General features: G+C 61.7%; 16 protein-coding genes. 6 read left to right on the top strand and 10 right to left on the bottom strand.

Going from position 1 to position 20,355, the window contains the following annotated elements; genetic code table 11:
- Positions 1-27: 27 nt before the first annotated feature.
- Positions 28-1,470: an amidohydrolase family protein gene (locus EV286_RS18935; RefSeq protein WP_132958717.1), complete on the top strand. Its 1,443-nt coding sequence runs from the start codon at positions 28-30 to the stop codon at positions 1,468-1,470.
- 147 nt (positions 1,471-1,617) lie between these two features.
- On the opposite strand, the gene EV286_RS18930 is transcribed toward EV286_RS18935, so the two are convergent.
- On the bottom strand, positions 1,618-3,153 hold the full coding sequence (locus EV286_RS18930) for an FAD-dependent oxidoreductase (RefSeq protein WP_348633563.1): 1,536 nt from the start codon (positions 3,151-3,153) through the stop codon (positions 1,618-1,620).
- 710 nt (positions 3,154-3,863) lie between these two features.
- Between EV286_RS18930 and EV286_RS18925 the strand changes: the two genes are divergently transcribed.
- Positions 3,864-4,862: a glycosyltransferase family 2 protein gene (locus EV286_RS18925; RefSeq protein WP_132959039.1), complete on the top strand. Its 999-nt coding sequence runs from the start codon at positions 3,864-3,866 to the stop codon at positions 4,860-4,862.
- Positions 4,863-5,002: 140 nt separating this feature from the next.
- Here the strand turns inward: EV286_RS18925 and EV286_RS18920 are convergent, their stop codons facing one another.
- From EV286_RS18920 to EV286_RS18895, 6 genes are all read right to left on the bottom strand, one after another.
- Complete coding sequence (locus tag EV286_RS18920; protein ID WP_132958715.1) at positions 5,003-5,770, bottom strand: SDR family oxidoreductase; 768 nt, start codon at positions 5,768-5,770, stop codon at positions 5,003-5,005.
- A gap of 80 nt (positions 5,771-5,850) precedes the next feature.
- Complete coding sequence (locus EV286_RS18915) at positions 5,851-6,657, bottom strand: ATP-binding cassette domain-containing protein (protein WP_245500757.1); 807 nt, start codon at positions 6,655-6,657, stop codon at positions 5,851-5,853.
- Positions 6,654-7,676 carry an ABC transporter permease gene (locus EV286_RS18910; RefSeq protein WP_207909885.1) on the bottom strand — a complete coding sequence of 341 codons (1,023 nt, stop codon included), beginning with the start codon at positions 7,674-7,676 and terminating at the stop codon, positions 6,654-6,656. The genes EV286_RS18915 and EV286_RS18910 overlap by 4 nt, the downstream gene beginning before the upstream one ends.
- A 1-nt stretch (position 7,677) precedes the next feature.
- Complete coding sequence (locus EV286_RS18905; protein ID WP_132958714.1) at positions 7,678-8,685, bottom strand: substrate-binding domain-containing protein; 1,008 nt, start codon at positions 8,683-8,685, stop codon at positions 7,678-7,680.
- A 141-nt stretch (positions 8,686-8,826) separates the two neighbouring features.
- Positions 8,827-10,407 carry an FGGY-family carbohydrate kinase gene (locus EV286_RS18900; RefSeq protein ID WP_132958713.1) on the bottom strand — a complete coding sequence of 527 codons (1,581 nt, stop codon included), beginning with the start codon at positions 10,405-10,407 and terminating at the stop codon, positions 8,827-8,829.
- 4 nt (positions 10,408-10,411) lie between these two features.
- Positions 10,412-12,049: a transketolase C-terminal domain-containing protein gene (locus tag EV286_RS18895; RefSeq protein WP_132958712.1), complete on the bottom strand. Its 1,638-nt coding sequence runs from the start codon at positions 12,047-12,049 to the stop codon at positions 10,412-10,414.
- Between the two features lie 231 nt (positions 12,050-12,280).
- Here EV286_RS18895 and EV286_RS18890 point away from each other — a divergent pair, with 231 nt between their 5' ends.
- On the top strand, positions 12,281-13,486 hold the full coding sequence (locus EV286_RS18890; protein ID WP_132958711.1) for an ROK family transcriptional regulator: 1,206 nt from the start codon (positions 12,281-12,283) through the stop codon (positions 13,484-13,486).
- A 127-nt stretch (positions 13,487-13,613) separates the two neighbouring features.
- Here EV286_RS18890 and cueO read toward each other — a convergent pair whose 3' ends face one another.
- Both cueO and EV286_RS18880 read right to left on the bottom strand, forming a co-directional pair.
- A complete protein-coding gene (cueO, locus tag EV286_RS18885; RefSeq protein WP_245500756.1) occupies positions 13,614-15,185 on the bottom strand; it encodes a multicopper oxidase CueO in 1,572 nt (523 codons plus the stop codon).
- Between the two features lie 362 nt (positions 15,186-15,547).
- On the bottom strand, positions 15,548-16,624 hold the full coding sequence (locus EV286_RS18880) for a class I SAM-dependent methyltransferase (protein WP_132958710.1): 1,077 nt from the start codon (positions 16,622-16,624) through the stop codon (positions 15,548-15,550).
- Positions 16,625-16,819: 195 nt separating this feature from the next.
- On the opposite strand from EV286_RS18880, the gene EV286_RS18875 reads away from it, so the two are divergent.
- The 3 genes from EV286_RS18875 to EV286_RS18865 all read left to right on the top strand — a co-directional run bounded on the left by EV286_RS18875 (position 16,820) and on the right by EV286_RS18865 (position 18,619).
- Positions 16,820-17,869, top strand: a complete 1,050-nt coding sequence (locus EV286_RS18875; protein ID WP_132958709.1) for a helix-turn-helix domain-containing protein — start codon at positions 16,820-16,822, stop codon at positions 17,867-17,869.
- Positions 17,870-17,984: 115 nt separating this feature from the next.
- Positions 17,985-18,200 carry a hypothetical protein gene (locus EV286_RS18870; RefSeq protein ID WP_132958708.1) on the top strand — a complete coding sequence of 72 codons (216 nt, stop codon included), beginning with the start codon at positions 17,985-17,987 and terminating at the stop codon, positions 18,198-18,200.
- A gap of 206 nt (positions 18,201-18,406) precedes the next feature.
- Positions 18,407-18,619 (top strand): hypothetical protein, encoded by a 213-nt coding sequence (locus EV286_RS18865; RefSeq protein ID WP_132958707.1) that lies wholly within the window; start codon positions 18,407-18,409, stop codon positions 18,617-18,619.
- A 36-nt stretch (positions 18,620-18,655) separates the two neighbouring features.
- Here EV286_RS18865 and EV286_RS18860 read toward each other — a convergent pair whose 3' ends face one another.
- On the bottom strand, positions 18,656-20,296 hold the full coding sequence (locus EV286_RS18860) for an ATP-binding protein (protein ID WP_132958706.1): 1,641 nt from the start codon (positions 20,294-20,296) through the stop codon (positions 18,656-18,658).
- Positions 20,297-20,355: the final 59 nt, after the last annotated feature.

The following is a 20,355-nucleotide window of genomic DNA, read 5'->3' as shown; positions in this document are numbered from 1 at the left end:
GACAGCCGCGTGTTTCAGGCGAGTGCCATGTTTCGATTGGGCAGGAAGTATCAGCATCTCGTTCATGGCGCCGGCTGCGGCTGCGCCAACCCACTTCTTCAACGAGCATCCGTTCGACTGGGCGAGTATTCGCGAAGGAGCTTCCTGGCAGGTATCGGATCGGCCGCCGTCACGGGCATGATGCCACAGGTTGCCGGAGCGCAGGCTGCTGCTACGCCCTCGAAGATCCTGCTGAGGCAAGCCCGCCTCTTTGACGGGAAGTCGGGTACGCTGCAACAGGGCGCCCAGGTCCTGATCGAAGCCAACAAGATCGTCTCGATCGATACAGCCAACAATCCCGCCCCCGCCGATGCAACCGTCATCGACTGCGGCGACCGGATCCTGATGCCGGGCATGATCGATGCGCATTGGCACACGATCTATGCTGCAGTGCCCCTGCCCGTTCTCCTGACGGGAGATCCCGGCATCATATTCGCGACCTCGACGGCTGAGGCCGAGCGCACCTTGATGCGCGGCTTCACTACAGTCCGCGACCTGGGGAGTCCGGTCTTCACGTTCAAGCAGGCGATCGACAATGGCCTCATTACCGGACCGCGCATATTCCCGGCAGGGGCAATGATCACGACCTCCGGCGGCCACGGCGACCTGCGAATGCCCTCGGAAATCCCGGCGCGGAATGGCCAGCTGAGCGTAAGCGAGCTGATGGGCGCATCGGCGATCGCCGATGATGTGGGCGATTTGAAGAGGAGCGTACGCGAGCAGCTTCTGCAGGGCGCCTCACAGATCAAGCTGGTAGGCGGTGGCGGTGTCTCCTCTCCGCGAAGTCCTCTCGACATGAGCACGTTCAGCGAGGACGAAATTCGAGCGGCTGTCGACGTGGCCAAAGACTGGAATACCTATGTGACCGTCCACGCCTATGCGTCCAACACGGTTCAGCGGGCCATTGCCGGAGGCGCGGCCTGCGTCGAACACGCCCATCTGATGGACGAGGAAACCGCCAGGAGCTTTGCGGACAAGGGCGTGTGGCTAAGCATGCAGCCCTTCCTGACGATGGAGGATGCCGCTTCGCAGACGGGGCCCGGAGCCGAACGAGCGAAACAGATCTTTGCCCATACGCCGCGGATTTACGGCTATGTGAAGAAGTACGGCATCAAGACGGCCTGGGGCTCGGATGTTCTTTTCTCTCCCCAGCTGACGCCTCGCCAGAACATCATGCTGACCCATCTGGCCAACTGGTACAGCAGCGCCGATGCACTCAAGATGGCAACATCGGTCAACGCCGAACTGCTCGCGCTTTCCAATCTGCGGACGCCCTATAGTGGAAAATTGGGCGTTATCGAAAAGGATGCCCTTGCCGATATGCTCGTCTGGGATGGCAATCCGCTTGAAACCCTTCAGTTGATTGAAGATCCTCAAAAAAATCTGGCCGTTATCATCAAGGACGGTCGTGTGTACAAGAACACCCTTTGATCCGGTTCCGGATCGTGGCGGCTGGCCGGGCGCCGAGACTCGTATTCAGTTTGCCCTTTCGCTTGCCGGGTTCGTTTAGCGAAGAATCGTCACCGTCTTAATTTGCGGGCGGCTTTCGTTTCAGCGCCACATGCGCATCGGTGCAGGTCATGGAGAACTACCCTCAAGGCCGACCTCTGCGCGCAGGCTTTCCAAATCACGCCCCACCGTCGCTACGGCAAGTTTGGTCCCGTCTTGCCAGTAAGTGACCGTGCAGTCGTGCGCCAAGGGATTGCCTGTTATCTCCTCGCGGTCCCAGCGTTCCGCGTGTCCCACGTATCTTACGGTGAGATCGTATTGCTGGGTCCAGAAGAACGGCACCGCATCAAAGCGCTGCCGATGGCCAAGGATGTTGCGCGCCGCGACGACACCCTGACGTTCCGCAACGACCCAATGCTCGATGCGCAGCATGTTCCGGGTCCGGGGATCCGGCCATCGCGCGATATCACCTGCCGCGTAGATGCGGGGAGCACTCGTCTGGAGGTATTCATCGACAACAACGCCGCGATCTTCCGTCAAACCGGCGTCCTTCGCGAGGGCCACGTTGGGACGAACTCCTATGCCGACAACGACCAACTCCGCGTCCAGCTTTTCATGGTTTGACAGCGTAACTTGGTTTGCATCAATTCCGACGACAGAGGCGCCTAGGTGGAAAACAACTCCATGGGCCTCATGGAGCTCACGGATCATGTCGCCTAGCTTTGCGCCGAGGACGTGTTCCAGGGGCCGCGCAGCGGGAGACACGACATGCACCGCCAACCCTCGCGACCGCAGCGCGGCCGCGCACTCGAGGCCGATGAAGCCGGCCCCTATGACAACGCACCGCTGAGCCGTTTGAGCATATTCGATCAGTTCATCGCAGTCGGCCCAGGTGCGGAGCATCCGCACATGCGGCAAATCCGAGCCGGGAATGTCCGGACGTATGGGATCAGCCCCTGTCGCGAGCAACAGGGCATCATAGCCGAGACGAGTGCCGTCCGACAGAACCAGCGTCCGTTCCGCCGGATTGATCTTGGTCACGCGGGTATCGGCGCGAAGGTCGATGCCATGCTCTTCGTAGAAGCTCTGCGATCTCAGCGGCATCCATTCCGGCTTGGCGGTACCGGCCAAATAGTCCTTTGATAAGTTTGGTCGATCGTATGGCAATGACCGATCAACACTCAGCATTGTGATTTGCCCTTGGTATCCTTCACGTCTGAGCGTCTCGGCGGCGGCATTGCCCGCTGCACCGCCTCCGACAATCACGACAGTTGCAGGCAGGTCCACGCCCGTCAGGTGTGCCGTCTGCGAGGTTAGCGGTTGCGCGCCGACAAAGGCCTTGCCGTCTCGGCATTCGACCGGCCATGCTCGCAGATCATTGAAGGCCGGTGGCCACATCACCTGCCCGGTCCGCAAGTTGAAGCAAGCATGGTGCAACGGACATCGGATCGTATCGTTGACCAGGAGCCCCTCGGCGAGCGCGCCGCCGTAGTGCGTGCAAGTTGCGCCGATCGCAAACAACTCGCCGCCTTGCGATACCAGCAGGGCCGGCTCGCCGGCAACATTTCCCGACACAACTTGGCCCTCGGGAATATCGGCAATCGGAAATCCCTTGGAAAAGTCTGAGCCAGGCGAGGATGACTTTGCATTCATTTGGACCACCACGAAAATATCCAGAGGTCATGATGCTGTGTCGCGCTCGACGCTTGGTGCAGATCGAGCGATCAGGCGAGGGACACGAACGCCTCGTTGTCGTCAACGTCCTTACCGAAATACATGGGTCAGTCGCGAGACTTTGAAAGGTCAGTGACGAGGCAAAAGTGCCGGCGGACAGAGACTGTCCGAAGGGCAGATCTTCCGTAGCAAGGCTTGCGACGAGACCGTCCGCAAGCCGCACCATGGCGATAGATCCTACTCGTGCATTATCAATCTCGGCCACGATGCAACCCGGCGCTCGCCGGTTCGTCAGGGCGCTCTTTGCCTTCCCGCCCCCAACTCCATCCCAGATAGCGTCTCAAGTCTAAACCCACTTGAGCGCGTAAATAAATCCGCCGTCCTATGACAACAGCAACAGTTTTCTGGCGATCTGAAATAAAGGCCAAGATCTATTGCTGCAAAAGTCACCATAGATTGACTTGGCAAATTTTGAGCCCTGTGCATCTGTTCAATCCTGCGCTTTGCGCAGTGCGGTCAAAAGTCCTTGACGAAGAAGCTTTGCCTCGACAGGAAGTAGTTCGCACGTAGTTGTTCGGCTCCTTTTTGGAGCGCTGGGATAAGACGAGCCATCGAGAGATGAAGTGGCATGCAGGGCAGCAACAACGGGGCTGGCCCAACATGGTGGTTTAGCCTGGACGTGGGAACCGCGCGGGAGAAAAATGGCGACGTTTACGATTATCATTCCCTTTTATCAGAAGCAGTCGGGAATTCTGAACCGGGCTTTTACTTCTATATTTGAACAGACGTTCCAAGATTTCGACATTCTTGTGGTCGACGACGAGTCTCCCGTATCCGTGGACGGCGACCTCAAGTCGCTGACCGAGGCGCAACGTTCGCGCATCAAGGTCATCCGCCAGAAGAACGCCGGGCCGGGTGGCGCGCGCAACACCGGCCTCGACAACATCCCGGCCTCGACGCGCTACGCGGCCTTCCTCGATTCCGACGACATCTGGACGCCGAACCACCTGCAGAATGCCTATGACGGCCTGACCCGTTTCGAGGCCGACTGCTATTTTGCCTCGATCGACGGGGGCGAGGAGTTCTACTATCACTCCTCAACGGCGGAGCTTGCCAACTCTGCAGGTGTCGTCCGGCTTTCTGAGACGCCGCTCTTGATGGAGGTTCCCGATATGGAGAGCGCACTGCTCAAGAGTTGGGGATCTTCCGATGTTTTTCTGCATCTTTCGTCCATGGCAATCGGTCGCGGGCTGTTTGAGAAAATTCGCTTCGAAGCCGAATTGCGCCTTGCCGCCGAAGACATGCTTTTTTTCTGCGACTGTCTGATGGCGGCAAAGCGCGTTCTGGTTTGCGGCGAACAGGGCGCCTCGCGCGGCATGGGGGTCAATATTTTCCACGGCATCGACAATGATTCCCCGCAGTTCCTGAAGCAGCAGTTCACCACCTGGGCCGCACTCAATTTGCTGGAATCGAAGTTCTCGCACCGGCCCGACGATGTGGCCTCAATCAGGGACTACAAGAACACTGTCCGCCGCACGGCTCTCTGGAGCCAGGCCCGGCAGATAAAGCACCGCAAAATGCCCCAACTCGGACTTCTGGCCCGCTGGGCCTGGCGCGATCCTGGATTGCTGAAGAGCGCAGCGCAGCTTGCTGTCGGCAAGCTCTGCGGCTTTGCCCGCAAGCGGGCCTCAGCGGATTGAAGACCGCCATGTCTTGAGCCGCCAGCGTATCTTCACCCTGCTGCGTTTAAAGCCTCGGGTTTTGAAGGCGCGGCCTGAGCAACCGGCGGAAACGCGAAGCTTTCGTCTTGCGCATCGTTGGAGCCGCTTGCCGCGCTTGCCTACCAGAGCGTATATCCACCGTCGGCCACGATGACCGAGCCGGTGATGAAGGATGAGGCGTCGCTGGCGAGCAGCAGCGCAATCGGGGCGATCTCCTCAGGTGTCGCGTAACGCTGCATGGGAACCTCGTCGCGCCAGTAGTGGCCATAGGCTTCGTACTCGTCGCTGGCGATCTCGGTCTTGACATAGCCCGGCGCTATGGCGTTGACCCGGACGCCCGACTGCGCCCATTCGGCCGCCAGCGATCTCGTGAGGTGGTGCACCGCCGCCTTGGCGATCCCATAGGGAGAGTGCCATTGCGGCCGGTTGACGATCAGGCCGGAGATCGATCCGATATTGATGATCGAGCCGCGGCCGTTGCTCACCATTCGTCGCCCGACGATCTGGCTCGCCTTCCAGACGCCTTCGAGATTGATCGCAAAAAGACGCTCCCACTCCTCGTCGGCCAAGGTCAGCGCATTGGCGTGCATTCCGATCCCCGCATTGTTGACGAGGACGTCGATCGGCCCCAGCGCACGGCCGACCTCTTCGGCCATCGCTTCCAGATCCTCCCGGTCTGAGACATCCGCCCTGATGCCGATTGCTTCAATCCCGAGCCGGCGCAATTCCTCGACGGCTTCCGCGGTCTGGTTTTCGTCCCGGGCGGCGATTGCGATGGCTGAGCCTGCTTCGGCGAGCCCGCGCGCAATCGCTCTTCCTATGCCTCGGTTTCCGCCGGTCACCACAGAGACCTTCCCGCGCATCGAGAACCGATCCATTATCGACATGCTCTTCCCTCCTCCCGGAATATCTGAACCCAAGCAATTCCAGCGAGCGTTTTCGCGATTCGAAGAAAAGCGGAAATGCTCTAGGACCTCGCAAGCACGGCCGAGCGCATGTCATCCGGCTTGAGTGCGCCCGTCATGATCGCGACCACATCGCTCATCGACGTCGTGCGCGGTTCCACGATGGCGACCCGTCGGCCGAGACGATGGACATGGATACGGTCGGCGATCTCGAAGACGTTCGGCATGTTATGGCTGATAAGCACGACGGAAAGGCCCTGGTCGCGGACCTTCAGGATGAGGTCGAGGACCTGCTTGGTCTCCCTGACGCCGAGAGCGGCGGTCGGTTCATCGAGGATGATGACCTTTCGTCCCCAGGCTGCGGCGCGCGCAACGGCGACCGCCTGCCGTTGACCGCCGGAAAGGGTCTCGACCTTCTGGCGGATGGATTGCACCCTTATGCCGAGGTTCTTCATGTGCTCGGCAGCCTGCCTGCGCATGCCCGCCTTGTCCAGTTGGCGGAAGACGTCGCCGAGCACGCCACGTTTTCTGAGCTCCCGGCCGAGAAACAGGTTCTGTGCGATGTCCAGCTCCGTCGCCACGGCGAGTTCTTGATAGACGGTTTCGATACCGGCGAGCCTGGCGTCGAGAGGACTGCGGAAGCGCACCTCCCTGCCATCGAGGAATACCTCCCCGCTGTCCGGGCTGATCGCCCCGGTGAGGGCCTTGATGAGACTGGACTTGCCTGCCCCATTGTCGCCGACGACGGCCAGTATCTCGCCCCGCGAGAGTTCGAAGTCGGTGCCGTCCATCGCCACGACATGGCCGTAGCGCTTGGTCAGGCCAGTCGCCTGAAGTACGAGGTCGGATGTTTCGCGACCGGGCGTCACGACCGTCGCCCCCGGCTGATATACTGGTCGGTACCGACGGCAAGCACAACGAGGATGCCGGTGGCGATCTGCTGATACAGCGAGTCGATGCCGGCCTGGGTCAGTCCGTTTTTCAGAACCGTGACGATGAGCGCGCCGACGAATGTTCCGGCGACGCCGCCGCGTCCGCCGAACAGGCTGGTGCCGCCGATCACCACCGCCGTGATGGCATCCAGGTTGGCCGTCTGGTAGCCGCTGGGATCGGCAATCGGCGTACGACCGAGCGCCTGCCAGGCGGCCAGGAAATAGAACAGGCCGGCGAAGGCGTAGACGCTGAAGGCGACCCGGCCGACATGGATGCCGTTCAGCCTCGCCGCACTTGGCGAATTGCCGATCGCGTAGACGCGAACGCCCCACGGCGTCTGGTTCAAGAGATAGCTGAGAACCAGTGTCAGGACGATCCACAGCATGCTGCCATAGGTGAATGTCACCAGCCCGCTTGTCGGCCCGGTACCGAGTATGGTCAGGAAATCCGATGAAATCGGATAGCTTTGCGATCGGGTGTAGAGACGCGACACCGCCGCAAGCACGGCCAGCGTCCCGAGCGTGACGATGAAGGGCGGCAAACGGAAGCGCGTTATGACGATACCGTTGATCGAGGCGGCGGCGAGACAGGCAAGCAGGCCGAGCGCCATGGCGAGCAGTTCGTTTTGCGCCGCCAAGCTGCCGATGACGACCGTACCGAAAACCAGGATTGCACCGCAGGCGAGATCGATGCCGGCGACCAGCACGATCAGCGTCTGGCCAAGGGCAAGGGTTCCGACGACGACCGATTGCTGGAACAGCAGCGAGAGGTTTCCAATGGTGAAAAAGGTCGAGGTCGTCAGCGAGAAGGTCAGGGTGATGATGATCAGCGCCGCGAGCGGGCCGGCCATCGGCTGCGCCATCAGTTCGTGCAGGAGAACGGCAATTCCGTTCGGGCGGCGGCCAGCTTCGCCGTCCACCGCCATTTCACCGCTCGAACCAGGCTCTGGGGTCACTTCATTCCCCCCAACAATTCTCCAGACCCCATTTGGTATCCTTGGACTCGATGCCCTCGACGGAATGGTCGGTGATCAGGATTGTGCCGGTATTATGGAAGCCACTCGGCTTCTCGCCGCCGTTGACCGCCTTGACCACGGCGTCGACCGCCATCTCGCCCATCCTTGACGGGAATTGCATCACCGTCGCGCCGATCGTGCCGTCGACTACGCTGCGAACGCCGGAACAGCTCCCGTCGATAGACGTCACGACGATGTCGCCTTTCCCCTTCTTGATCGCGAGGAAGGCGCCCTGTGCGGCCGGTTCATTGATCGTATAGAGCACATTGATGTCGGGATGCGCAGAGATCAGGTTTTCCATCGCGGCTTGCCCGGTCTCGACATTGCCCATCGTAAGGGCCGTCCCGGCAATTTCCGGCGAATCCTCGGTGAGACCAAAACCTTTCAGGAAGCCGTCGTGGCGCGCTTTTGCCGTCTTGTCCGAAAGATCGTAGTCGAGCATGGCAACCCGTGCCGGCGTCGCGCCGAGCTTAGCCTTTGCCCATTGGCCGATCAGCGTGCCGGCAGCGAGATTGTCGGTTTCGAACGAGGCGTCCGCGGCGGTCATCGGCCCGAGCGACGTGTTGGTGGTGACGACCACGATACCGGCATCGCGCGCCTTCTTGACGATCGGAACGAGTGCGAAGGCGTTGGCGGGGTCGAGGACGATGCCCTTCGCGCCGCGATTGATCATGTTCTCGATGGCTGCGATCTGTGTTGCCGAATCTCCGGCGACGGTGGCTTCGGCGGTCATGACTTCGAGCCCATGCTTCTTGGCGGCATCGACGGCCGCCTTCTGCAGCTTGCCGAAGAACGGATTTGCGAGCTGCAGTTCGACGATCCCGATCAGGAATTTCTCCTCGGCCTGGGCGACCTGCCCGAACGGCGCTATCAGCAAGCCCGCCAGCGCGATCGCCGCCGGAATGGTCGAGCGACGCAGATGGCGCCCGGTTTCATGGTGGTGTTTCATGGTCTCCTCCTCCAAGGATTTTATGCCGTTGACGCGACTTGAATGCCCTCATTTGCGTTTGCGGATGAAAACCTTTCTCCATTTCCCCTCCCGTTGCTGTGTCCCCTTCTAAATTGCTGTTCGGCCAACTCCGATCCTGTGTCAGCCGAATGCATGGTCCAGCTTCGCATTCAGGCCCGTCAGAGCCTGCATGGAGTGCCGGATAGTCTCGTCGGCGCTGAGCTTGCGATACGCGTGATAAAGAACGTCATAAGTTGCAGCGAATTTCGGGTTCGGCAGGTACACGTCGAAACGCCGCGCGCCGAACCGCGTCGTTCCTTCCGTGAAACTCGGCACAAGTTCGGCCGCAACTGCACCATGAATGGCGGCGCCCACCGCCGTCGAATGGGCGATATCGGGAACCTCCATCACGCGACCGAGCACATCTGCCATGATCTGCACCAGAAGCGGATTGTTCTGCGCCAATCCGCTTGTGAGTACGATGCGCTGGATCGCAAGTCCGCCAGCTTCGAAAAGATCGACAACAGTACGCGCGCCAAAGCACAATGACTCAATTATCGCCCGATAGATATCACTTGATGTCGTGACCGTGGTTAGACCGACCAGCAGGCCGGTGAGACCCGAATCCGCCAGTGGCACGCGGTTGCCATTCCACCAGTCGAGCGCCACGAGCCGGTTCGCGCCGGGCTCGATTCCTGCCGCGTCGCGATTGTAGTTGCTGAAGCTCTCCGAAGCGTCGGCCCCGCGCGGAAAGGCATCGACGAACCAGGCGAGCGTATCGCCAAAACCCGCCTGCCCCGCCTCGTAGCACCACAGGTCGCGAACCGAACCGTCCTTCGCAACGCCCTCGATGCCCGGTGGCAAAGGACGGAACTGCTCGTTGAGAAAGAGATAGACAGCCGAGGTCCCGAGTGCGCCGACGAGGCAGCCCGTCGAGACAGCGCCGACCGCCGGCAGAACCACATGGGAATCGATGACCGCGACCGCGACGACCGCCCGGCCCTTGATGCCGGTGCGCGAGCGCCACGCCTTGGAGAGACGCCCCGCGGCACTGCCGATGCGGTGGGGCACCGAGAGTCTTTCCGCAAGACCTGGCACGATCCCCTGCGGATAGCCGTCTGCCTTGGAATATTGAGCCTTGTAGGCCGCGAACCCGAGGCTTCGCATTTCGCGTCCGGTCAATTGCCATACGAGCCAATCGCCCGCCTCGATGAATCGATCGGTTGTGCTCCAGATATGCGGCGCTTCCTTCGCGATCTGGGCCGCCTTCGGAAGCAGCCATTCGCCGGATACCTTGCCGCCGAAATTCTTGAGGAAGATCCCGCCCTTTTCATTAATTGCGTCGGCATAGGGCTGAGCGGCGTGATGCTTCCACAGCTTGACGTAGGCGTGGGGCTCGCCGGGATGAATTTCGGAAAGGGCCGTGCCGTCGCGCGTGGCAGGCATGGGGGAACTTGCCGAGAAGCCGACGCCGATCGATTCTATGTGGCGGCCGCGCCCGAGTTCGCTCAGGATCTCTTCAGCCGCCTCGAGATAGTCGGCGGCGTTCTGGAGGGCCCAGGCTCGCGGCAGGGAGAGGCCATCCGGAAGGCTGCGCGTCATGACGCCATGGCGATAAGTGTGCGTGTGGCCGGCCAGCTGTTCGCCCGTAGCCACGTCGATCAGCACGCCACGTGCCGATCCCGTACCGTAGTCGAGGCCGATAATACAGCTGGCTGTCATGTGATTACCGCCAGGCGGCGATGCGATCGTATTTCTCAAGCGCCTCGCCCACCGCCTTTTCAACACGCGTTACATTGAGATTGAAATGCTCGGAGCGAAGTTCGGAAGGAGCGGTCTCGGGGAGCATGTCGATGCCGACGCATTGGCCATCGCGACCGACATATCTGCGCCAATAGTCGGTGCCTCCAACATCGATAGAAATGCGGGGAACATCGGCGGGCAGCACTCCCGCTCTGTAGTCGTCGTCCTGACGGTCGAAAGTATAAGGGGACGGCATCGAAACGACGCGGGCGCGAATGCCCTGCTTCGCCAGTCCTCTCAAAGCGCCGATTGCAACGGGCACCTCGGATCCGCAGGCGATGATGACGGCGTCCGGCTGGCCATGCTCTCGTCCGAGGACGTACCCACCCTTGCGCACCGCATCGATTTGCTCCTGCGTGCGAAGCTGGGTGGGGAGGCCCTCGTGGCACAGGACAAATCCGGTTCCTGTTGCCGTCTGCTCCAGCGCAATCTTCCAGGCGATTGCCGTTTCCACCGGATCGCAAGGCCGCCACACGTCCATTTCCGGCCTCAGCCTGAGCGCTTCCAACAACTCGAACGAGACGGATCGCGGGCCGAAGACCTGAATGGCGTTGCTTCCCTTGCGGGCGACAAGTCTGTTTTGCTGGCTGACCGCGCCGGCAGCCGACGCATGGCTTCCAGTGGGCGAATGAGCAGGAAGACGGCTCCCGTCAACGACGGTCGCCGCCTGCCTGCTCGGGAGATTGTGAGCGCCATGTATGCCTGATGGCATGTGGCGGGGCGTGTGCGGTGGGGCGAACACGAGCCGGCTCCGGTGTGTGTCACCGGCCGCCTGCGAAGTGTCCTGACGATCCGGGCTTGCAGCCTCCGCAGGGGCGCTATCGGCCGCCATCCTGCAGCAAATCAGTGTCGGACGCGTCGTTTCCGCCTTTGCCAGGAAAATGGCCCGCTCTACCGCTGCGAGATCGCTCCGGTCCACGGGTGATATGACCTGCCATCCATAATCGGCGAAACGCGCAGGCGTATCGTCGCAGGACGCGTCGTCGAGCTTGGCATCGGGAGGCACGCCGTAGTCGTCGTGGATCAGGATCAGCTTGTCCAGGCCTAGCGACCCTGCAAGGGAACACGCCTCGTGTGAAATGCGCGTCGTGAGGCAATCGCTGGTCGCCAGAACGAAGGTGTAGCGGCCGATACCATGATGACCGGGCCGACCGAATGTCGTGGCCAGCGTCTTGTCACCGATTGCCATGGAGACAGCGTTCGACAACCCCTGCCCGAGCGCCCCGGCCCTTATCTTGACGCCTGGTGCATCAGGTGCGTTTCCGATAATCTGCCTGAACACCTGCAGGTCCGCCGCCGAAACGTCATGGCCGGTAAGGTGCAGCAGGCTGTAGAGCAACATCGATCCATGGCTGCTGCTGAGGACGACGCGGTCATGTCCCGCGGGAGGATTGGACGCCAGGCGGAAGAGGTGCAGGTGGCGAAGCGCGACGGCGATGTCCGCCATTCCCTTGAGAATTCCGGGGTGGCCCTTCTTCGTGTCGTCGACAGCGTCGAGCGACATCACGCGAATGGCGTTCGCCAGAAGAGGTGCGGTCTGTTTCCTGGACTCCGGCAACATGTGCGAATCCACCCCATTTGGGTTTGATGAAAACAACAGCAACCCTGCGCAGGTCGAGCCCGCGGGTGGAGTTTCTGTTTTTCCGGCTATCCTAAATTAGCCACACAAATGTCTATAAGTCAATAAACTTTTGTCTATTTCAATACATAAGACGTACCAATTATTTGTGAATCGACTTTCAAATCCGATGATTTTATGTCTAAGCTACTGTAAAACTGTGGGTGCAGGGGCATGGCTAGGATAAATGGCGCAGGGGAGCACCCCGCGCTCGGGAACAGCAGAGAAATCCTCTCTCTCATTGCAACGGGTGCGGCCATGTCGCGCTCAGCGCTGCTGGACGCTTCCGGATTGTCCCGTGTGACGGTAACCCAGAGATTGAACGCCTTGATCGACTCCGGCATCGTCCGGGAGACGGCGGATACCCTGCCGAGCGGCGGGCGGCCGACGCGTGTTCTGAGAGTCAATGAAAAGGCAGGTCACCTGCTCGTCGCCAATATCGGCGAGACGTACATTCATCTCGCGGCCATGGATCTCGAACCCGCGATCATTGCGCAGAGTACGATACCGTTCAGCGCGGCGGACGGACCGGCTGTAACCCTCGGGCAGCTTGCCGACGAGTTCGACAAGCTTGCGGCGACCGCGGTCGCCGACAATGGCATTCTTTTCGGCGTCAGCCTCAGCCTGCCGACGCCGGTCGACTTCAAGCGCGGCTGCGTGGTCGGTCCCTCGGTCCTTCCCGGATGGGACGAATTCGACATCATCGGCTGGATGAGCCGCCGCTTCGACGCGCCGATCTACGTCGAGAACGACGTGAACCTGATGACGATCTACGAACACAGCCAGAATTTCCCCCATGTGGACGACATGTTCTTCATCAAGGCGGGAACGGGCATCGGCAGCGGCATCGTCACCGGCGGCAAAATCTTTCGCGGTGCGCAGGGCGCTGCGGGCGATATCGGCCACATACAGTTCAATTCCGACAACCCTCCATTGTGCCGCTGCGGCAAGCTCGGCTGCGTGGAGGCACGCGCCGGCGGCTGGGCGATTGCCCGCGATCTTTCCGCCAAGGGGTTCGCGGCGGAAAACGCCCGCGATGTCCTGTCGTTTGTGGAGCAGCAGAAGCCGGAGGCGCTGATGCTTCTTCGCAGTGCCGGACGGGTGATCGGCGAAGTCGCTTCCGATGTCGTCAGCATTCTCAACCCGAGCCTCATTGTCGTCGGTGGCACGCTGGCAAGGAGCGGAGAGTTCCTGCTGTCAGGCATCCGCGAACTGGTCTATCAGCGGTGCCTGCCACTCGCCACGCGCGAGCTGCACATCGTCCTTGCTCATCCGCGGAAGGACAGCGTGCTTTTCGGCGCTGCCTATCTCGCACGCCAGGATATCTTCAGCGACATGAAGGTCGGAGAACTGATCGACAGGCTCACCATCGACGCGTAGGCGACCCGCCGCGTGGCGCTTGTCGCCGCAAGGATCGAAGCGGGTCCGACGTTTGTCTGATTTGGGTGTCCACTGACAGGAAGCCCCCGGCGTGGCGGACTTCAATGCAGGCCAAGAACCCTGCTGCTCATGAGACGGTGAACTGGGCCATCATTCCGGAATCCTCGTGTTCCAGGATATGGCAGTGCGCCATGTATGGATCGTCTGCCGTCGCCACGTGAGGAAAGCGGACGAGGATCTCGCTGACGCCGCCGGACGAGATGGGAGCAACGTCCTTCCAGCCGGCACGCTCCGGCGTCGGCGGCTTGCCGTCGCTCGATATGATGCGGAACTGGCAGCCGTGGATGTGCACCGGGTGAAGCATCATGTCGGTGCCTTCGGAGATCCGCCAGCGCAAATCCTGGTTGCGGGCGGCGGAGAAATCGATTCTCCCGAGCGAGAACGGCTTTCCATTTACGCCGTTCGTGGAGAGCTGCTCCGCTTCCGGCAGCGCCGGGCCGTTGACGATGAGGTCGACGACGCGCGCGACCACCGCCGGATCCGTTTTCCCGCTCTTGACCATAGCCGGCAGCCCCGCATGTTCGAGCATCATCATGCCCTGCATGTCGCGAAACATATTCATGACCAGTTCCCGGCTTACCGGCGGAAGCTGCTGCGGCAGAGACGGCAAGACCGCGAGCGACGAGGGAAGTTGCCCGCCCCCCTCCGCACCGTCCGGCCTGAACGTGACGAGAGGCAGCGGTCCGTCAAAAGGCGGCAGCCGCATGACAGGTTCCGCGACCGGCAGCGTAACGAGGTCGAAAGCGCCACCGTTGCGCGCGTCGACCATCACCTCGAAGCGTTCCCCGGGGTGGATCAGCAGCTCCTTGAGCTCGACCGGGCTGGCGAGCAAGCCGCCATCCGACGCGATAGCGTAGAGCGAGCGGTTGTCCGAAGCCCCGAGCCTGTAGCTGCGCGCATTTGAGCCGTTGAGAATGCGCAACCGGATCCAGCCGCGTGCCGTTCGGGCTTCCGGATAAGATGCGCCGTTGACAAGCGCGACATCGCCGACATAGCCGTTCGCCACAGCCATCACGTTCATGCGCTCGAAAAACTGTCCGTCGGGCGTGAAACGGCGATCCTGAATGATCAGCGGGATGTCGTCGATGCCCCATCGGGACGGCAGCGGCAGACGCCCGGCCTCCTCGTCTTCGACAATCAGCAGGCCCGCGAGACCCATGATCACCTCCCGGGCAGTCGATGGATAGTAATGCGGGTGGAACCAGAGGGTCGCCGCCGGCTGGTCGATTGACAGTTTCGTCTGCCACCACTTGCCGGGCGCAATGACCTGATGCGGTCCGCCATCGGCCGAGCCGGGAATGATCAGACCGTGCCAATGAATGGTAATGTTTTCCGGAACGTTGTTGGTGACCTGCACGTTCACCGTCTCGCCCCGCCGCAGGCGGAGCGCAGGTCCGAGATAGGGACCATTAATGCCGTAAGTTGCCGTCTCTCGGCCGTCCAGAAACCGCATCGTGCCGGTGCGTGCATCGAGCTTGATCGTGCCTGCGGCATCTGCTCTCAGCTCTGGAGGAATTGGCAGGGACGGTCGCGTGCTCGCCTGGGCGTGGCCCACGCGCGGGGCCAACCCCGCCGCAGCGCAAGCGGCACCGGCGAGAAGTACCGTTCTGCGAGAGATCTGCACCATCATACCCACCATGACGTTTCGAGGTGCGCCCGTTCAAAACACGAGCTCCGTGGCGATGCCATCCACTCCCACGCCGACTTGCTCTGCAGGTTTAGCCACGAAGCAAATATGCGAGTTTGCTGGCCGGCTTCTGCACTGTGACGATCTGTTGTCCGCCCTGGAAATACAGCCTGTCCAGGGGGCGGCAGAAATGTCACCTTTCGAAAGGTAGCAGTCAATTCTCTTCTTGCCTTGATCCGCATCATGTACGCCTCCATCGCCTACATGAACTCGTTCGGATCCTCCCCGATCCCAAGGCGGGCCTCGGTCATGTGTTCGGGAACCGGCACCCTTTACCGACAAGCCGGCCGCGGCGACAACCGCGGCCGGCAATGTCAGAGCTTCGCCTCGAGAATGAGATTGAAGGGCGTCGCCATCGCACGGCGGAAGCGGGTGAAGCCTCCTTTGCGGAAGAGCTCCGCGAGCCGCGCCTGGCCGGCCTGCGCACCGAGCACCGTATGCCCGCCCTCGGAGATCGCATGGGCGCAGCAGATAGTCGTCGAGGCCGCGTAGTAGATCCGCCCGACCGGAGAGATGTTGTCCTCGACGCGATCATTGGCAAAGGGTTCTACGAGCATCACCGTGCCGTCGGGCGCGATCGCGCGTGCTGCGTGGGCCACCGCAGCGGCGGGATCGCCCATGTCGTGCAGGCAATCGAAGAAGCAGATCAGGTCGTATTCCTCACCCGGAAAATCCTCCGCACGCGCTGTCTTGAACGTGACCCGGTCCGATAAGCCCGCCTCGTCGGCGATCCTGCGCGCCTCGGCGACGGATTCCTCGTGCACATCGAAGCCGACGAAAGTGGAGGCCGGAAAGGCCTGCGCCATCAGCACCGTCGAATGTCCGTGGCCACATCCGACATCGGCGACGCGGGCGCCGGCATCGAGTCTCTGGACCACTCCCTCGAGGGCCGGCAGCCATTCAGCGACCAGGCTTGCCTTGTAGGCATTGCGGTAGAATGCAGCGACGCCGCAGAAGAGCCGTCCGTCATGATCGCCCCAGGCGATCCCCTGCCCGGTGCGGAATGCCTCCACGGCCTTGTCCTCGTCCGACCACATCGAGGCCGGTACCGCCCAGGCATTCGGGATGAAGAACGGGCTGTTCTCGTCTGCAAGCACCAGCGTCTGCTCGGGTGAGAGCTCATAGGTGTCGCTGATCGCATGATAGGTGACGTAGCCGCCGGCCACCTGCGAGCCGAGCCATTCGCGCACATAGCGCTCGCCGCAGCCGGTGCGGGTGGCAAGCTCGCGCGAGCTCAGCGGCCCGGCACCGGCCATTGCCTTGTAGAGGCCGAGCCGGTTTCCAATGCTCACCATCACGCCGCCGTAGCCCGCCGAGAGGTCGCCGATCGCGCGCGCGATCATGGCATCGAGCTTGGTATGGTCGATTCCGCGATGCTGGATATGTGTCATGTAGATGCCTCCATTTGTCCAAGGATTAGTCGATGGACGGAGGATCGCAGCTGAGGCGACGGAGCGTCAGTGACGGATTGTCCAGAATCGGTCCGTTTGGGCCAATCGGTTCCAAAGACACATGGAGCGACCACCAAAGGCGGCTGTGGTGGGAACGCAGGATGGACGCTATTCTGGCGGTTGGGGAGGATGGAGATGCCGCAAAAGACATTCGAGCACGGATCGACGCCGCTGCATGTGAGCCTCGTCGCCATACCGGAGGCCGCGGTCTCGACCCTGACCGGCATCTTCGATGTGATGAACGCCTTTGCGGTGATGCCGCCTTCCGGCGATCCAAGGCTGCAAGGCCCGCCCTTCAAGGTCGAGATCGTGGGCCTGCAGCCGGGTCCGCTGGAGCTTGCAAGTCATGTCCCCGTCACCGTCCAGCGCGGCGTCGCGACGGTCGATGCGACGGATATCGTCATCGTTCCCTCGATCCTGCTCAGCCCCGGCGGCTGGAACAAGGGCCGCTATCCGGAACTGATCGGCTGGGTCCGGGCCATGCACGCTCGCGGCGCGCTTGTCTGTTCGGCCTGCTCGGGCATCTTCCTGCTCGCGGAGACCGGACTTTTCGACGGCATCGATGCGACGGTGCATTTCGGCTACGGCGAGATCTTCGCAGCCAGCTATCCGCAGGTTCCGGTCCATCCCGAGCGCGTACTCATTGTTTCCGGGCGGCACGAGGAGTTGATCACGTCAGGCGCCTCCATGACCTGGCACGATCTGGTGCTCTACCTGATCGCCCGCCATGCGGGCGCGACCGCCGCACAGGCCGTCGCCCGCTTCTTCGCCCTGCAATGGCACCAGGATGGCCTGGCGCCCTACATCGTCTTCGAGGGACGAAAGGGTCATGGCGACCTCGCCATCCAATCGGCCCAGGACTGGATTGCGAGCCACTTCTCCGTCGCCAATCCGATGGAGGAGATGCTCCGTTGCACGGGGATGACGGAACGGACCTTCAAGCGCCGCTTCACGAGTGCGACCGGCCTCAGCCCCATCGCCTACGTGCAGCGCCTCAGGATAGAGGATGCCAAGCGCCGGCTGGAGCGGACCGAAACTCCCGTGGACGAGATCAGCTGGCAGGTGGGCTATGAGGAAGCCGCCTTCTTTCGCAGGCTTTTCAAGCGCTTCACCGGACTGACACCGGGAAACTATCGCCGCCGCTTCAGAATTCCGGATTATGCGCGCGCAAACCCGAACGGATGACAAGGGAATGTACCCGCCTGCGTTGCGCTGGTTGCGGAATGCCATCACGAAATAGTTACGCGGCGATATCGGCCCATCGGGTTAGTCTTCCTTCGCAAACTCGGAGGACATCGACATGAAAGCAGCCATTCTGATTGCCGCAGTTCTCGGTCTCTCTGCAACGACCGCAATGGCGGATTGCCTTGGACATTCCAAGGTCACGGCCTCGGCACCCGTTGACAAGGAAATGACAACCGCCAGCATCATTCCCGAGGCAAAGCCCCAGAGCGACGCCACGGTCATCCTTCCCGATGGCAGCAAGGCACCAGTGCCCGCCAAAGCAACGGAATAGTGCGCGACAAGCCTTGAACGTCCATTTCGCTGCCGCGCCTGGCGCGCGGCGGCGACGCGAGCGCGCTGTAGTACCTCGCATACGCGTCATCCCCGGGCTCAGTGCCGCCAGTTGCCAAGGGTAGCAAGCCGGAGCATTGTCGCTCCATCGCCGGCCAAACCGGGCCTTAGACGGCGATCGTGTTCTTGCCCGGCAGGAGTGATGCAATGCTTGATTCATCGCTTCGTCCCCATGACCTGCCGCTCTTCTCGGTCGATCTTGAGATTCTGCGCGGCGTTCTCCACGCCGTATGCCGCGAGCGCGGTTGGGAGCCCGGAAGCTCGCAGGCCGATCACATCGGACGGGTCATCATCGAGCTCTACCGGCGCGGCGTGAAGGACGACGCGAAGCTGCAGCAGCTGGCGCGGGCATATTTCTAAAGCCGCCCGCCCGCCCGACGAAATGTCGATAGCGCATCAGTCTTCGATCGGCTCCTCGGACGTCTTCAAGACCTCGCGAAGCTTGTGCGCAAGCTGCTCCAGGGTGAAGGGCTTGGTGAGGAGGAACACGCCGTGGTCCAGAACGCCGTTGTGGACGATGGCGTTGCGGGTATAGCCCGTCGTGTAAAGCACCTTCACCGCCGGCCACCTTTCCGCAACGACATCGGCAAGCTGGCGGCCGTTCATGCCGGCCATCACGATGTCGGTGAACAGGAGGTCTATCCCCGGGTGACGCTCCAGGTGCTCCAGGGCGCCGGCCGCGCTGTCGGCCTCGAGGACGGTGTAGCCGAGCTCCCGCAGGCTCTCGACGGTCATTGCGCGCACCTGTTCATCATCCTCCACGGCAAGGACGAGGTCGCTGGCGCTGCCCTGGGGAATGGCCGGAGCGATCCCCATGGCACCGACTGCCGTAGCGGTGCCTACGTGCCGCGGCAGATACATCTTCACGGTGGTTCCGCGGTCGACTTCCGAGTAGATCTTGATGTGGCCGCCACTCTGCTTGACGTAGCCGTAGACCTGGCTGAGGCCAAGACCTGTCCCCTTGCCCGGACCCTTCGTCGTGTAGAAGGGATCGAAGGCCCGGTCGATCACCTCCTGCGCCATCCCGCCGCCGGTATCGGTAATGCTGATCATCACGTACTGGCCGGCGACCACCTCCGAATGCATGCGGACGTAGCGGTCGTCGAGCTCGGTATTCGCCGTCTCGATCGTGAGATGGCCGCCTTGCGGCATGGCATCGCGCGCGTTGACCGAGAGATTGAGGATCGCATTTTCGAGTTGGCTCACATCCGCAAAGGTGGGCCACAGGCCTCCGGCCAGCACCGTCTCGATGCGCACCTGCTCGCCAAGCGTACGCCTGAGCAGGTCGGACATGCCGCTCACCAGCTTATTGGCGTCGATGACCTGCGGGGCCAGAGGCTGCTGCCTCGAAAAGGCGAGAAGCCTCGCGGTCAGCACCGAGGCGCGCTGGGCTCCGTCCCTGGCATTGTCGATAGCCGTGACGAGACGCGGATTTTCCGCTCCGCTAAGGCGCCGCTTCGCCATGTCGAGGCTGCCGATGATCACCGCCAGCATGTTGTTGAAATCGTGCGCAACACCGCCGGTGAGATGGCCGATCGTTTCCATCTTCTGCAACTGCCTGAGCTGCGTCTGCGCGGCTGCGTGCTCTCTCATCTCCTGCTTGAGCTTGTCGGTCCGTTCCGCGACCGTCCTTTCGAGCCTGCCGTTGAAGTCCTCCAGTTGCGCCTGGAGTTCCCTTTGGCGACGATAGGAAACAAGGATCGCCTGCATCAGGCCGACGATGATCATCGCATTGATGGCGAAGATGGAGAGGCCGACCCATTGGCTCGCGGTCACCGGCCAGACCGTGTCCACCGGATCGATGAAGAACTTCTGCACCAGATAGCCCGACAGGACCGCTGCCAACAGGCCCGGCCAGAGGCCGCCAAGCAGTCCCGAGATCAGGATGGCCGGCAGAAAACTGAGGAAGGGGAACCCTGACAGCGCGTCGCCGGCTGCGTGCCGCAACCCAAAGGTTATCGCGACTGTAGCGACGGCGAAGGGATAGCTGATCCACGGCCGCTGCCGAACAAAGTCGGTAGCAAGAAGAATATCCATTTCATGAAATCCCGAACGCCACGCAGCCCGAAAAGCGATCACGCACAAGAGCATTCGCA

It is taken from the genome of Rhizobium sp. BK251 (assembly GCF_004345245.1).
GTDB lineage: Bacteria > Pseudomonadota > Alphaproteobacteria > Rhizobiales > Rhizobiaceae > Rhizobium.
Note: the sequence above shows the minus strand (reverse complement) of the source record. Positions and strands in the feature narration are given on the sequence as shown.

What these genes read in the sequence shown, in the direction of transcription:
- EV286_RS18860 (WP_132958706.1), bottom strand. Translation starts at nt 20,296, where the DNA reads ATGGATATTCTTCTTGCTACCGACTTTGTTCGGCAGCGGCCGTGGATC.
- EV286_RS18920 (WP_132958715.1), bottom strand. Translation starts at nt 5,770, where the DNA reads ATGTCGATAATGGATCGGTTCTCGATGCGCGGGAAGGTCTCTGTGGTG.
- EV286_RS18870 (WP_132958708.1), top strand. Translation starts at nt 17,985, where the DNA reads ATGAAAGCAGCCATTCTGATTGCCGCAGTTCTCGGTCTCTCTGCAACG.
- cueO (WP_245500756.1), bottom strand. Translation starts at nt 15,185, where the DNA reads ATGGTGGGTATGATGGTGCAGATCTCTCGCAGAACGGTACTTCTCGCC.
- EV286_RS18905 (WP_132958714.1), bottom strand. Translation starts at nt 8,685, where the DNA reads ATGAAACACCACCATGAAACCGGGCGCCATCTGCGTCGCTCGACCATT.
- EV286_RS18935 (WP_132958717.1), top strand. Translation starts at nt 28, where the DNA reads ATGTTTCGATTGGGCAGGAAGTATCAGCATCTCGTTCATGGCGCCGGC.
- EV286_RS18880 (WP_132958710.1), bottom strand. Translation starts at nt 16,624, where the DNA reads ATGACACATATCCAGCATCGCGGAATCGACCATACCAAGCTCGATGCC.
- EV286_RS18890 (WP_132958711.1), top strand. Translation starts at nt 12,281, where the DNA reads ATGGCTAGGATAAATGGCGCAGGGGAGCACCCCGCGCTCGGGAACAGC.
- EV286_RS18925 (WP_132959039.1), top strand. Translation starts at nt 3,864, where the DNA reads ATGGCGACGTTTACGATTATCATTCCCTTTTATCAGAAGCAGTCGGGA.
- EV286_RS18895 (WP_132958712.1), bottom strand. Translation starts at nt 12,049, where the DNA reads ATGTTGCCGGAGTCCAGGAAACAGACCGCACCTCTTCTGGCGAACGCC.
- EV286_RS18865 (WP_132958707.1), top strand. Translation starts at nt 18,407, where the DNA reads ATGCTTGATTCATCGCTTCGTCCCCATGACCTGCCGCTCTTCTCGGTC.
- EV286_RS18875 (WP_132958709.1), top strand. Translation starts at nt 16,820, where the DNA reads ATGCCGCAAAAGACATTCGAGCACGGATCGACGCCGCTGCATGTGAGC.
- EV286_RS18900 (WP_132958713.1), bottom strand. Translation starts at nt 10,407, where the DNA reads ATGACAGCCAGCTGTATTATCGGCCTCGACTACGGTACGGGATCGGCA.